The sequence below is a fragment of the Pseudomonas allii genome (assembly GCF_055380095.1).
Genome location: NZ_AP039450.1, coordinates 3,685,188 through 3,698,869, shown reverse-complemented (window position 1 = coordinate 3,698,869; position 13,682 = coordinate 3,685,188). Strand labels below are relative to the sequence as shown.

The following is a 13,682-nucleotide window of genomic DNA, read 5'->3' as shown; positions in this document are numbered from 1 at the left end:
CTGGGAGCAATGAATGAACGCATTCTTCAAACGCGTGGGCAGGGTGCTGCGCGAGAGTTGGGTATGGAGCCTGTTGCTGGTGCAGGCCGGCGCGCTGCTGGTGTGGTTTGTCGGGCCGTTGCTGGCGGTAGACGACTACCGTTTCTGGCAGGGTTCGACAGCCCGGTTGTTGACCATCAGCGCAATGCTGCTGTTATGGGGGTTGGCAATGGTGGTGGTGGGGGCACGTCGCTCCGCACGTTTGGATCAGCCTGGGCAGCGTGAACATCTTCAGCAGCAGGGGTTGATCAATGACGAAGTGGCGCAGGTGCGGGGGCGCTTCAAGGAAGCGCTGCAGACGTTGAAAACCGCCCAGCGCTACGGCGAGCGCAGTGAGCGTTCGCGCCAGGAATTGCCCTGGTACCTGTTGATCGGCGAGCAGGGCAGCGGCAAGACCGACTTGCTGGCCGCTGCCGGGTTGCCGGCGGCGCTCGACCGGACGCACGTGATGCCGCCAGGCGCCACCTCGTACTGTGACTGGTATTTTGCCGACAACGCGGTGGTGGTCGAGATGGCAGGTCGATACCTGAGCCAACCCGACCACAGTGTCGATGCAGCAGGATGGTCGACAATGCTGGACATGCTCAAATCATGGCGCAGGGCACGGCCGCTCGATGGCCTGGTGGTGACGCTGTCCGTCGGTACGCTGTTGCGCAGCAACGAACACGACCTGGAGCGTCATGCGCGCCATGTGCGTAACCGCTTGCAGGACATTCAGCAATCACTGCAGGTGGATGTGCCGGTGTATCTGGTGCTGACCCAGCTTGATCGGTTGGCCGGGTTTGCCGAGTTCTTTGATGCGCGGCAGGGCGATGCCTCAGAAGACTGGCTGGGTGAGCGCCTGGTGGCGGCTGCGGCAGGCATGGAAATCGCCGAGGTACGCGAAACATTCGACGCCTTGTTGCAACGCGTGGGGGCCGAGCTGATCCCGCGCTTGCATCAGGAGCGCAACCTTGAGCGCCGAGGCCGCATGCTGGGTTTTCCTCAGCATCTTGCACGCCTGGGTGAGTTTGTCTGCCTGTTTATCGAGAGTGCGTTTGCCGCCCATCGCTACCAGAGAGTCAACGGCTTGCGCGGGTTCTACCTGACCTGCGCAAAGACAGATGATGTGCGTGCCCATTTTGCCCGGGGCCTGTTCAATCGGGTGATTTTTGCCGAGGCCGGTCTTGCCGGGCTGCGTGCCCCGGAGCGGCAGCGCATCCGTCGACGCCACGGGTTGATGGCGCTGGCCGCCTCATTGGTTGTGGGTACGGCCGGGGCGCTGTGGGCGCACAGTTACGCGTTCAACCATCAGCGGCTGGTGCAACTGCGGGAGCTGACTAACCCCAAGCCCGTAGGCCAACCCGAAGCGGACGCCAGCCTGGCGTTGCTTGCACTGTTGGACAGTCGTCTGGCGGCCACAGGAGTGTTTCCACCGGCGACCGAAGTACCTTGGGTTGAGCGGGGCGGCTTGTATCAGGGCGAGATGAGTCGGCCGTTATTGAGCAGCGCCTATGAACAAGCCCTGCATCAGCAATTGCTGCCCTACGTGACCCTACGGCTCGAACAACAGGTACGTGACAGCCTGGGTGATCGCGAGCAGTTGCTGGACAGCCTGCGTGCTTACCTGATGCTCAACCTGCCCGAGCGACGTGACAAGGCCTGGTTGGCTGAGCAAGTGGCGGGGCTGCGGACTGTTGGGTACATCGAGGAAGCATCGACACACAAACGCCTGAACGAACACGTTGCACGGCTCGTTGAACAGGGTTTTTCGGCCCCGCTGAATGATGAGTTGGTCGCCCAGGCCCGCCTGGTGCTGCGCGGTGAGCCAATGACAGAGGTGGTCTACCGGACACTGCGCGAGCAAGCGCGGCACCTGGAACCCTTGCGCCTCGCTGAAAGCCCGGCGTTTTCCAGGGTTGAGCCCCCCATCCCGGGTTTCTATACGCGTAAATACCTGCAGTTTTTCGAAAGCCAGGGGCCACAGTTGGTCAATGCCATCGCCCAGGATAACTGGGTGCTTGGCGAGGCCGCAGACCTCAGCGTCGTGGACTTGCGCAAGCTGATGCTGGAGCTGGAACAGCGTTACTTCAGCGAGTACGCCGACATCTGGAGTGATGCGCTGGGTCGAGTCAGGCTGCTGGAAAGCGACGATCTGAGGCACGATGCGCAGCAGCTCGCGAACTTCACTTCCGCCCAGTCGGCGCTGGTGTTGCTGTTGCGGCAGGTGCGTGAACACACGCGACTGCTGCCGACCCATGAGCGGCTTGAAGCGGTGAGCCAGCAGGTCGCTGAGTTGGGCGCGCCGGTGTCCGGCTTGCTCACCCGAGCCTTGCCGCGCCAAACGCTGCCGGATACTGCCCGGCGCGCTTTACTGCGTCGTTTCGAGCCTTTGCACCTATTGCTGGATGAAGAGCAGAACCCGACCGCCGAGCTGACCCAGGCCTTGCGCTTGCTGGATGAGCTGCACCTGCAAGTCTCTACACTGAGCCGTGACAGTTCGCCCGAGCAGGCAGCATTCAAGATGGCTAGGCAACGCATGGATGGACAGCAGCCGCTGCTGGGTAATCTGCGTGACGCTGCGGCGCGTTTGCCGCAGCCGCTCAAGGGCTGGTTGGACGGGATTGCCGAGCAGACCTGGCGCCATCTGCTGGATGACGCCTATGGGTATGTGAACCAGCGTTATCACAGTGAGGTGTATGGCTTTTATGTGAAGGCGATCCGGCACCGCTACCCCTTCAATGCCGATGCCGGCAGTGATGTTGCCCTGGGTGATTTCCAGTCGTTCTTCAAACCACGGGGGGTGATGGAGCATTTCTATGACAGCTACCTGCGGCCGTTCGTCAGTGTCGAGGGGAGCCGCTATCGTTTGCGGGGCCTTGAGGGCCGCAGCCTGCCGGTTTCACGCTCGTTGCTCGACCAACTGACCCGGGCGCAGGTGATTCGCCAGGGGTTCTTCAGCGCAGACCAGGGGGATTGGACCGTCCTGTTCACGCTGGCACCCTACAGCCTGGACCAGGCCGTCAACCGGGCGACGCTGCGGGTGGGCGATCAGCAATTGGAATACCGTCACGGCCCCATCGTGCCCATGGCGTTCCATTGGCCGGTTGATGCGGACAATGGGCGCAGCAGCCTGGTACTGGAGCGCGGTACGGAGCGACCGCTGGGCATTGAAAAAGACCGGGGGGCCTGGTCGTTGTTCAGGCTTTTCGAATTGATGCAAAACGAGCCGGCCAGCGGCAGGGATGCACAGATACTCAAGGCCGACCTGGCCGGCCTGCGTGCCAACTACCTGCTCACCAGCCAACGCAGCCCCAGCCCGTTCCAGATGGCCACATGGCGTGGCTTTCGCCTGCCGGAGCAATTGTGAACCGCGCGCACCCTTGGCGAAGTGCCGGCCGCACGGTGCAAGGCAAGCGTCGTGCGCGTAACGAGGATGGGTTCCTCGATTGCCCGCAACGCGGTTGCTGGGTGGTCGCCGATGGAATGGGAGGGCATCATGCTGGGAATGTGGCCAGTCAAAGGGTAATCAGCAGTCTGGCGGCGCTGCCAGGGCAAGGCAGCTTCGATCAACGGGTCGAGGCTGTCCAACACTGCCTGCGCGGGCTCGACAGCCAGTTGCAAGCGGCCGATGGCCCCTCAGGCATTATGGGCAGTACGGTGGTTGTGCTGTTGCTTGATCGTCACCGCGCGGCGTGCATCTGGGCAGGGGACAGCCGATGTTATCTCTGGCGAGGGCAGCGTTTGTATCAGCTGTCCAGGGACCACTCCCTGCAACAGCAACTGATGGACAAGCAGCATATGAGCCTGGAACTGGCCCGCGCTCATCCAGATGCCCGCGCCTTGACTCGTGCCATTGGCGCCGGAAAACCGCTGAGTCTGGAGATACTGGAACTGCGTCCCCACCCAGGCGATGTGTTCTTGCTGTGCAGTGATGGTCTGTACCAGGGGCTCAGCCACCGGGAACTGGGGTGCGCGATGAATGCCGGCACGCCAGGGCAGGTGGTGGAGCGGTTGTTCAGCGACGTGCTGCGTGGGCCTGCGCAGGATGACCTCACTGCGGTGGTGGTGCAGCCATGAACGCGGCAGCCGGCCCGCCAAACCTGCTTGCGGGACGCTACCAGCTGGAGCGAATGCTCGGTTCAGGGGGCATGGGGGTGGTTTATCGTGCCCGGGACTTGCTGCATGAGGCGTTTGGCGAACCGTACGCGCACGTGGCGCTGAAGCTGTTGGGTGAGACGCTCTGTGCGTCCACCGACGCCCACGTGTTGCTGTACAGCGAGTTCGCCCTGACCCGAAGCCTGCGCCATGAACACGTGGTCCGGGCCTTTTCTTTCGAGGTCGACACAGCGCACCAGTTGGCATTCTTCACCATGGAGGTGATGCCCGGCCTGACCCTGGACCGCCTGCTCCCGGAATGCCCGCGAGGGTTGGCGTGGCAGGTGCTGCAACCCATCGCCCTGCAACTGCTGGATGCGCTGGCCTACACCCATCGACAAGGGGTCCTGCATGGCGATGTGAAACCGGCGAACATCATGGTGGGAGAGCAGGGGGTACGGCTGTTCGATTTCGGCCTGGGGCATGCTGAAGCGCAGGCAAGGGCTGGATTGCCTGGCTTGAGCCGCAGTCGCTTGAATGCCTGGACCCCCGCGTATGCGGCGCCGGAGCTGATGGCCGGCGGGCTTCCGTCAGCCCGTGCCGATCTGTACGGGGTTGCCAGCGTGCTCTATGAACTGGCCGAAGGACGGCGCCCCGGCGAACGTCTGCAGCATCAGCCGCTGCCGAGGCCGAGGCAACTGCCCAGGCATTGCTGGTCCGCCGTGTGTTCGGCTCTGGCGATGGATCCTGAACAACGAACGGTGTCGGTCGCCGAGTTGCGCGAAGTACTGGGGGGCAGGCGCCGTCTCTGGTTCCTGGGGTAGTGCGTTAGCGGGGCAGGTCGTGCAGTTGGCAGTACTCGACCCAGCTCAGGCCCGCCATCTGCGCCACCTCCTTGTGCACTTCGAGGCGCTGGGCCTCAAAGGCCTCGCAGGAATCGGCGGTCAGTTTGAGGGTCAGCTCCCAGGCAAACAGGCCCTGGCGTTCAGCTTGCGCTTCAAAGGCTTCATGCAAGCGTTCGGCGCGGTACTGGGCCAGGGTTTCGCCCCTGGCCTGCGCAGCCAGCGGATTCAGGGTATCCAGTTCGGCGGCGATTTCGGGGTGTTGATCAAGGAATTTGTCCAGCGCGCGCTGGTGGTTATCACCGGGTTGTGACAAAGGCTTACTCCAAACACAGGTCAGGGGGAGGCGGATAGGCTTCATTGAAGCAGATTCGGCGATTGGCCTGTTATCCGATACGGAAAATTCACCCAGATGAATGGCAAAAGGCTTTCGCTCATTGGGCCAGGACGTGTAGCGTTAGCCGGTGCTTCCAGCCCTGCCTTGCAGGGACAGTGGGCGATGGGCAGAGGGATGGGTCATGGCGCAAACGCTGTTCAAGCTTTTCTTCACCCAGCGCCTGGCCGCATTGGCCAGCACTGAATCGTTGCGGGCGATCCGCGAAGGGCTGTTGTGGATTCTGCCTTGCCTGCTGGTCTCGGCGGGTTTTCTGATTCTATCGGAATGTGCCCGCGTCCTTGCCTTTGAGCCACAGGTGGTGGCGTTCCTCGCCGGCCTGCACAACCAGATCAGTTCCGTGATCCCGCTGCTGGTGGCCGCGTCCATCGGCTACATGTTGGCGATCCAGCATCGTCTGCCCCAATTGCCCGTGGCATTCCTGTGCCTGGCCCATGTGGTGGTGGCGACATTTATCCTGCGGGACTACCCCAGGGCCTCGGCCACGTTTGTGCTGTTTATCGCCATTGCCTCACCACTGTTGAATGTTCCCGCCATTGCCTGGCTGCACCGCTACCGCTGGACCCGGCTGGTCAACGAAGACCTGGTGGGGCACAACCTGCGGGGCACCATTAATATGGTGCTGCCAGGCGCTATCACCGCCCTGGCATTGGTGGTGCTGCTGTCCTTGTTGCTGCAAATTCCGTATGTGGCGCAGTTACAAGGCCCCCAGGTCCTCGACGCACTGGAATCGCCCTACGGCAGTGGCCTGTTCGTGACCTTGATGAATTCGCTGCTGTGGTTTTTCGGCATCCACGGCGTGTACGCGATGCAACCGCTCTTCGATGTGCTGGACCAGGCCGTGGTGTTGAACAGTACGGCCCTGGCGGCGGGTGAGCCGCTCAAATATGTGTTGAACAGTGGCCTGTTGGGCAGCTTTGCGTTTATCGGTGGCTCGGGCGGTGCATTGTGCCTGTTGCTGGCCATCCTGCTGTTCTCCAAGAGCCAGTCCATGCGCCTGTTGGCGGTGGCGAGTCTGCCGCTGTCACTATTCAACGTCAGTGAGGTGCTGCTGTTCGGCTTGCCGATCATCCTCAACCCGCGTTTGTTCATACCGTTTCTGATCGTCCCGGCGTTGAATGCCATGCTGGCATTGACGGTGGTACAGATGGGCTGGGTGTCGCCGGCGGTGGTCAGTGTGCCGTTCACCGCGCCGGTGCTGCTCAATGCCTATCTGAGTACCCACGGCGACCTGGCTGCGGTGGCGCTGCAAGTGGCGCTGCTGGGCCTGGGCACCCTGGTGTACGCGCCGTATGTGCGGGCGATCCATCGCCAGGCCAGCGAAGGGGGCACGGTGTACCTCAAGTCCCTGGACATGACCTTCCGTGGCCTTGAAGAAAAGGGCCGCCTGCGTGAGTTGGACCCGGTACTCGCCTCCCACAAGACCCTGGCGCGCCAGGCCTTGGAGCTGAGCCGCATCCAGCAGATCAGCGACTATGAGTTCTACCTCGAATTCCAGCCGCAGGTCTCGACCCGCACCGGCCTGTGCACCGGGTGTGAAGCGCTGATGCGTGCCCGCGACGCCCAGGGCACGGTGCATTCGCCGTGGGAATTCCTGCAATGGCTGGCCCAGGCGCGGCTGATGCCGGATGTGGATGTGTGGGTGGCATCCCAGGCGGTTCGCCAGTACCAGAAGTGGCAGAAACTCGGTTTTTCCCTGCCGATGACCATCAATATTTCCAGCGCGACCTTGACCGACGCCGCCTATGGCGAACGCCTGGTGGAGATCCTGGCCCAGGCCCATGGGCACGTATCGGTAGAGATCACTGAGGACGCGCTGGTCAGTGATATCCAGGTCACGCGCCAGACTATCCAGAAGCTGCAGGCCATCGGTGCCAAGGTGTATATCGACGACTTCGGCACCGGCTTTTCGGCCCTGAGTTATCTGCATCAGTTCCCGGTGGACTTCATCAAGATCGACCGCAGCTTCGTGGTGGCCCAGCACGACCCCAAGGGCGCCCAGGTGATGACCGGCATGCTGCGCTTCTGTGAGGCGCTGAACCTGGGCGTGGTGGTGGAAGGCGTCGAGACTGCCGAGCAGTTGGCCTTCCTGAATACCGGCGCCGAATTGATTATCCAGGGCTGGTATTTCAGCAAGGCGCTGCCGGGCGATCAGTTGCAAGGGTTTGTACGTGAACGCGCCGCCTTGGCGCAGGCTTAATACCCGCGCTGGGTCTGCTCGATCTCCTCGACCAGGCCATTGATCCCGGCCAGGCGCGCGCGATTGTCGTGGTCCCAGGGGTGAAAGCCGGGTTTGAAGTAATGCAGCCACGGCACCAGCATCCGTGGGAAAACACCCTTCGGCCCATACAGAAACTTCAACATGCGCCAGAAACCCCTCAGGTGCCCACCCGACTTGCGGTCGGCAATCAGCAAGCGCAGGTGAAAGTCGAACACCACCAGCCAGAAGAACACCGTGGTGGTCAGCATGGTGCCGGTGCGCAGCAGATAGCGCTTGGGGCCGGGCTTGATCACGCGGTTCCATACATCGAACGCCACGGCCTTGTGTTCGGTTTCTTCCAGGGCGTGCCAATACCACATCTGCTGATAGCCCTTGAGTGAATTGCCGAAGCGTGAAGGGTCGCTCAACAGGATTTCAGCCAGCATCGCCGTGTAGTGCTCAAGGGCAATGGTGACCGCCAGGTTGAAGGACGCAGGCAGGTGTTTTTTCTGCCAGTCGAGGATGAACTTCAAGCGCCGGTCCAGCGTATGTGCCGGCAACCCGGCGGCTTGCAGCAAGTCGTTGTAGGCCACGTGTTCGCGGCTGTGCATGGCCTCCTGGCCGATGAAACCCTGGATCTCTTTTTTAAGAGCTGGGTCGTCGATGTCCTGGCGATAGTGGCGCACGCTGTCCATGAAAAACAGCTCGCCCTGGGGAAACAGCAGCGACAGGGCATTGAAGAAATGCGTGATGAACGGGCCCTGTTCATGCCAGTCCTTGATGCGCTCGGCGGGCAGGGCGAAATGGATGTCACGGCGGATCGGCAACATAGTGCGTGCTCCTGTTCAGAGGTGGGGCTCGTCGTTGGTTTCAAATACCGGCGTGCGCGGCTTGGGCGCCATGCGCTTGCTGGCGAACACCACCAGGGCCTGATAGGCCGCCGGCAGGCAACGGGCGAGCAGGTCGAGGCAATACGCGTCGCGGCCGATCAGCACGCGGCGCTTGTTTTTGCGCACGCCGTGCAGGATCACTTTGGCGGCCTGGTCGGCGTCGGTGATGAACAGCTTTTCGAAATCGGCGCGGGCCTGTTGTTCGCTGTGGATCAGGAAGCCCGTCATGTTCGCGTCGATACGGCTGCTGCGGCAGATATCGGTGCGGATGCCACCGGGGTGCACGCAGGTGGCCGACACGCCGCAGTGTTGCAGGTCCAGTTCCTGGCGCAGGGATTCGGTGAAACCGCGCACCGCAAACTTGGTGGCGTTATAGCCGCTCATGCCGGGCTGGGCGAACAGACCGAATACGCTGGACGTATTGATCACATGGCCTTCGCCCGAGGCTTTCAGGTATGGCAGAAATGCTTTGGTGCCATGCACCACGCCCCAGAAGTTGATACCGACGATCCATTCCAGGTCGGCATAGTCCACGCCTTCCACCGTGCTCGACAGGGCCACCCCAGCATTGTTGAACACCAGGTTGATCTGGCCGTGATCGACCACGCAGCGTGCGGCCCAGTCCTCCATGGCCTGGCGATCGGACACGTCCAGCACCTGGGTAGTGACCGACACCGGGGCCAGGGTCGAGGTCTTGATCAGCGCCAGGGTCTGCTCCAGCCCCTGGCTGTTTTTATCTGCCAGCGCCAGGTGGCAACCTTCACGCGCCAGGGCCAATGCCAGGGCGCGGCCCATGCCGGATGCGGCGCCGGTAATTGCCGCTACGCGGCCATTGAATGACTTCATGACAGGCTGCCTTCCGGGGTGGAGTGGGGGGCCGGCACGGGGCGGCTGGGCAGGTTGACCGGCAACTGGTCGACCACGTAATCCTTGAGCGCAAACTGGCGGGTGACCTGCTTGAAGCGCCAGGTCGAGCCGGGCCACAAGGTGGTGTTCCTGCCGGTGCGAGGGTCGAGGTACCAGCTCTGGCAACCGCCGGTGTTCCAGATGGTGCGCTTGAGCTTGGCTTGCAACTGTTGGTTGTAGGCGCTTTCCACGGCCGCCTTGACGTCCACCGTGGCGATGCGGTGCCGCTGCATGTGCTGGAGGGCATCCATGATGTAAGTCACCTGGGCTTCGATCATCAGGATCATCGAGTTATGCCCCAAGCCAGTGTTGGGCCCGACGATCAGGAACAGGTTGGGATAGCCAGGCACGGTGGTGCCCTTGTACGCATGGGCGCCGTCTTGCCAGGTGTCCATCAGGTCCACACCGCCGCGCCCGATGATGCAGTCGCGTGGCAGGGGATCGGTGGCCTGGAAACCGGTGCCGAAGATCAGGCAATCGGCCGGGTGCTTGATGCCGTCGGCAGTGATCACACCGTCGGCTTCGATGCGCAGCACGTTATCTGTCACCACCTCGACATTGCTGCGCGACAAGGCGGGGTAGTAGTCGTTGGAAATCAGCACGCGCTTGCAGCCGATGGTGTAGTCCGGGGTCAGGGGCTTGCGCAGGGACGGCCGGGCTACTTGTTTATGCAGGTGACGCAGGGCGATTTTCTGCACCATTTTCATCAGCCGCGGGTGCAGGGCAAAGCCCACTACACGGCCTTCCAGCGCACAGTAAAAAGCACCGCGCACCAGGCGCTGAGTGAAGGGCAGGTGCTTGAACAGCCAGCGCTCCAAAGGCGTAATCGCCCGGTCGGGCTTGGGCATGATCCACGGTGGCGTACGCTGGAACAGGTCCAGATGGGCCACTTGCGGCGCGATCTGCGGCACGAACTGAATGGCACTGGCGCCGGTGCCGATCACTGCCACGCGTTTGCCTTTCAAGGAATAGTCGTGGTCCCACTGCTGGGAGTGGAAGCGCTTGCCCTTGAAGCTGTCCAGCCCCGGAATATCCGGTAACGCTGGGCGCGACAGGCCGCCCATGCCTGACACCAGCACCCGCGCGCTGACCTGGCGGCCATCGCTGAAGTTCAATTGCCAGCGTTGCAGGTGCTCATCGAACACCGCGCGCTGCAAGCCCATGCCGAAACGCAGGTAGGGCGCCAATCCAAAGCGCGTGGCGCATTGCTCCAGGTACGCACGGATCTCCGCCTGCGGCGCGAACTGCCGCGTCCAGGCCGGGTTGGGCGCAAAGGAAAACGAATACACATGGGACTGCACATCACAGGCGCAGCCCGGGTAGTGGTTGTCCCGCCAGGTGCCACCGAGGGTGTCGGCCTGTTCGGCGATAAAGAAGTCGGTGAACCCGGCCTCCTTGAGCTTGATCGCCATGCACAGGCCGGCGAAGCCGGAGCCGATGATGGCGATGTCGATTGAATCACTCTGGGCATTCATAAGCAGTCCCTCGTGGGCATCGGATGTGCTCCTTTCTTGTTTTGTCTTTTAGATAGAACACCATTGCAAAGAAAAATTGAATTACTTATTTTAAAAAAGATTTTAAATAATCTACCTGAAAATATCGCCTACGCTAGTCCCAGGTCTCTCATGTGCCACTTGTCCGACGGACAGGCACGCCGTTCGGGTCCAGGGTGTGGACGATGGCCGAGGCCTTGATCAATTCCGGTCAGGTCGCCGGCAGCAGGGATGCAGAGGACCGAGCTATGGCTGTTGAATGGGTTGTCGCTGCGGCTGTTTTTGTAGGCGCGAGCGCCGTTTTGTGGGGGTTCAGTACGTGGATGACGCGGCGTATCGAAGCCGCCGTTCCGATCAACGGGCGCTTTCTGGAGGTGGACGGCGAGCGCTTTCATTATTACGAGGAAGGCAAAGGCCCGCCGCTGGTGATGATTCACGGGCTGATGGGCAGCAGTCGCAACCTGACGTATGCCTTGTCTGGTCAGTTGCGCGAGCATTTTCGCGTGATCAGCGTCGACCGACCAGGGTCGGGCTATTCCACCCGTCATAAAGGCACCCCTGCGGACTTGCCAGCCCAGGCACGGCAAGTGGCGGCGTTTATCAATACGCTGGGCCTGGATAAACCGCTGGTGCTGGGGCATTCCCTTGGGGGGGCGATTTCCCTGGCGCTCGCCCTCGACCATCCCCATGCGGTGTCCGGGCTGATACTGGTGGCGCCCCTGACGCACCCTCAACCGACCTTGCCATTGGTGTTCTGGTCACTGGCTGTGCGACCTGCCTGGCTCAGGCGCTGGGTGTCGCGCAGCTTGACGGTTCCCATGGGCCTGTTGACGCGCCGCTCGGTGGTCAAGGGGGTGTTCGCACCGGACAGTGCCCCGGAGGACTTCGCCACCCGTGGCGGCGGGCTGCTGGGCATGCGTCCTGACAACTTCTATGCAGCCTCCAGCGAGATCGCCTTGGTCAACGACCACCTGCCGGACATGGTCAAGCGCTACCCGCAACTGTCGCTGCCCATCAGCCTGATCTACGGCGCACGGGACAAGGTCCTGGACTTTCGCAAGCACGGCCAGGCCCTGGCCGACAAGGTGCCGGGCCTGAAGCTGCAAGTGGTGGAAGGGCGCGGGCACATGCTGCCGATCACCGCCACCGAACGGGTGGTCGAGGCAGTCCAGCAGTTGGCCAAGCGGGCGCGGCCAGCACAGACCGCCGCGATCCTGCATCCGCCATTTGCCCTGGCGAACAAATAATCGTGGCCCTCGTTGCGGGTTGGACCGTCCGAAATGCTTGCCCTAGAGACCTGACCCAACAGCTGAAAAAGAGACTGCCCGGTCACGCAAAAAAGGCCTCGAAAAAGTAGTTGACGACCTAACGATTCCGCGCTATTTCTTTAAAAAAATATTTCAATGTTTATTTTGAAATGATTTTTGAAATGCCTAAGAGCGAATAAAAATGAAAAAAACGTCTTTTATCGCATGGTTGATTTCCTGGAGCCTTCAGCGCTCCCTGAACCTGTTTCCTGCCTCCCAGCCACGGAGGCTGCCATGAATCAGACCCTGGCAGCCCCAAGCGTATGGACCGACGGCAAACGTCACCTGTGGTGGCTGGGCATCATGCCCCTGGCCACCCCGTTGCTCTCCGGCGCACTGGCCATCAGCACCGGTATCCAGCAACTCTGGTGGGTCGGTGTACTGGTGATCTTCGGCCTGATCCCGTTGATCGATGGCTTGCTCGGTGAGGACGTGAGCAACCCGCCCGAATCCGCCGTCAGCCACCTCGAATCCCAAAGCTACTATCGCTGGATCGTCTACACCGGCGTGGTGTTTGTCATCTCGTCGGTGGTGATCACCGGCTGGCTCGCCGCCGGCGGCATCGACTGGATCATCCAGGGCGGCCTGTTGCAGGCTGCCGCGAACCTGGAGCCGTCCAGCTGGCTGTCTCACGCTGCGAGTTACATCACTGCACGCACGCAACTGCATGGCGAACCGAGCTGGTTCACTTACCTGGGCATGGCCATGTCGACCGGCGCCGCCACCGGCATCGCGATCAACACGGCGCATGAGCTGGGGCACAAGCCCAACGCGCTGGAAGTGTTCCTGGCCAAGGTCACCCTGGCACCGACTTTCTATGGGCACTTCTACACCGAGCACAACCGTGGCCATCACGTGCGTGTCGCTACGCCGGAAGACCCCGCCAGTTCGCGCTTGGGCGAGAGTTTCTGGGCGTTCCTGCCACGCTCGGTGTGGTTCAGTGCACGCTCGGCGTGGAACCTGGAGCGCGAACGCCTGCGCAAACTCGGTTTGCCGGCCTGGCACTGGCAGAACGGTGTGCTCAGCGCCTGGATGTACAGCGTGGTGCTGTGGGGCGCGATGATCGCCTGGCTGGGCGCGGCAGTGATTCCGTTCCTGATTATCCAGGGCATCTACGGCTTCTCGTTGCTGGAAGTCGTGAACTATGTGGAGCACTACGGCCTTAAACGCCAGAAGTTGCCCAACGGACGTTATGAACGTTGCTCGCCACGGCATTCATGGAACAGCAACCGTATTGTTACCAATATCTTTCTGTTCCAACTTCAACGGCACTCTGATCACCATGCCAACCCGACCCGTAGTTATCAGTCGTTGCGCCACTTTGATGAATCACCGCAACTGCCCTATGGCTACGCGAGCATGATTGTCTGGGCCTATGTGCCGTACTTGTGGCGGCGGCGCATGGACCATCGCGTGCTGAATCATTATGCCGGGGATATCTCCCTGACCAATCTTCAGCCCTCACAGCGGTTGAAGTACCTGGAGAAGTACAGTAGCAGCGCCAAACCGTTTTAAGTTCAACTAACCGGTTGTT

At 61.6% G+C, this 13,682-nt stretch carries 10 protein-coding genes; 6 read left to right on the top strand and 4 right to left on the bottom strand.

Annotation, left to right across the window (positions count from 1 at the left end):
• Window positions 1-13 precede the first annotated feature (13 nt).
• Genes tssM through ACZ445_RS16495 form a run of 3 tightly spaced genes read left to right on the top strand, consistent with a single transcriptional unit; the run spans window position 14 to window position 4,940 of the window.
• On the top strand, window positions 14-3,388 hold the full coding sequence (gene tssM / locus ACZ445_RS16505) for a type VI secretion system membrane subunit TssM (RefSeq protein WP_464707289.1): 3,375 nt from the start codon (window positions 14-16) through the stop codon (window positions 3,386-3,388).
• A complete protein-coding gene (locus ACZ445_RS16500) occupies window positions 3,385-4,098 on the top strand; it encodes a PP2C family protein-serine/threonine phosphatase (protein ID WP_464707288.1) in 714 nt (237 codons plus the stop codon). The genes tssM and ACZ445_RS16500 overlap by 4 nt, the downstream gene beginning before the upstream one ends.
• Window positions 4,095-4,940, top strand: a complete 846-nt coding sequence (locus ACZ445_RS16495; protein WP_058424145.1) for a serine/threonine-protein kinase — start codon at window positions 4,095-4,097, stop codon at window positions 4,938-4,940. The genes ACZ445_RS16500 and ACZ445_RS16495 overlap by 4 nt, the downstream gene beginning before the upstream one ends.
• A gap of 4 nt (window positions 4,941-4,944) precedes the next feature.
• On the opposite strand, the gene ACZ445_RS16490 is transcribed toward ACZ445_RS16495, so the two are convergent.
• Window positions 4,945-5,274, bottom strand: coding sequence for a DUF6388 family protein (locus ACZ445_RS16490; protein ID WP_058424144.1), 330 nt, complete (start codon window positions 5,272-5,274; stop codon window positions 4,945-4,947).
• Between the two features lie 202 nt (window positions 5,275-5,476).
• On the opposite strand from ACZ445_RS16490, the gene ACZ445_RS16485 reads away from it, so the two are divergent.
• Window positions 5,477-7,552, top strand: coding sequence for a PTS sugar transporter subunit IIC/EAL domain-containing protein (locus ACZ445_RS16485; protein WP_464707287.1), 2,076 nt, complete (start codon window positions 5,477-5,479; stop codon window positions 7,550-7,552).
• Here the strand turns inward: ACZ445_RS16485 and ACZ445_RS16480 are convergent.
• Genes ACZ445_RS16480 through ACZ445_RS16470 form a run of 3 tightly spaced genes read right to left on the bottom strand, consistent with a single transcriptional unit; the run spans window position 7,549 to window position 10,823 of the window.
• On the bottom strand, window positions 7,549-8,382 hold the full coding sequence (locus ACZ445_RS16480) for a metal-dependent hydrolase (RefSeq protein WP_058424142.1): 834 nt from the start codon (window positions 8,380-8,382) through the stop codon (window positions 7,549-7,551). The two genes, ACZ445_RS16485 and ACZ445_RS16480, sit on opposite strands and share 4 nt — an antisense overlap.
• Window positions 8,383-8,397: 15 nt before the next feature.
• Window positions 8,398-9,288: an SDR family NAD(P)-dependent oxidoreductase gene (locus ACZ445_RS16475; protein WP_464707286.1), complete on the bottom strand. Its 891-nt coding sequence runs from the start codon at window positions 9,286-9,288 to the stop codon at window positions 8,398-8,400.
• A complete protein-coding gene (locus ACZ445_RS16470) occupies window positions 9,285-10,823 on the bottom strand; it encodes a flavin-containing monooxygenase (RefSeq protein ID WP_464707285.1) in 1,539 nt (512 codons plus the stop codon). Before ACZ445_RS16470 ends, ACZ445_RS16475 begins: the two co-directional genes overlap by 4 nt.
• A gap of 266 nt (window positions 10,824-11,089) precedes the next feature.
• On the opposite strand from ACZ445_RS16470, the gene ACZ445_RS16465 reads away from it, so the two are divergent.
• Together ACZ445_RS16465 and ACZ445_RS16460 are read left to right on the top strand one after the other, a co-directional pair.
• The gene (locus ACZ445_RS16465; protein ID WP_464707284.1) at window positions 11,090-12,088 is read left to right on the top strand and encodes an alpha/beta fold hydrolase; all 999 of its coding nucleotides are present in this window, start codon (window positions 11,090-11,092) and stop codon (window positions 12,086-12,088) included.
• Between the two features lie 294 nt (window positions 12,089-12,382).
• The gene (locus tag ACZ445_RS16460; protein WP_179029365.1) at window positions 12,383-13,663 is read left to right on the top strand and encodes an alkane 1-monooxygenase; all 1,281 of its coding nucleotides are present in this window, start codon (window positions 12,383-12,385) and stop codon (window positions 13,661-13,663) included.
• The last annotated feature ends 19 nt before the right edge of the window (window positions 13,664-13,682 follow it).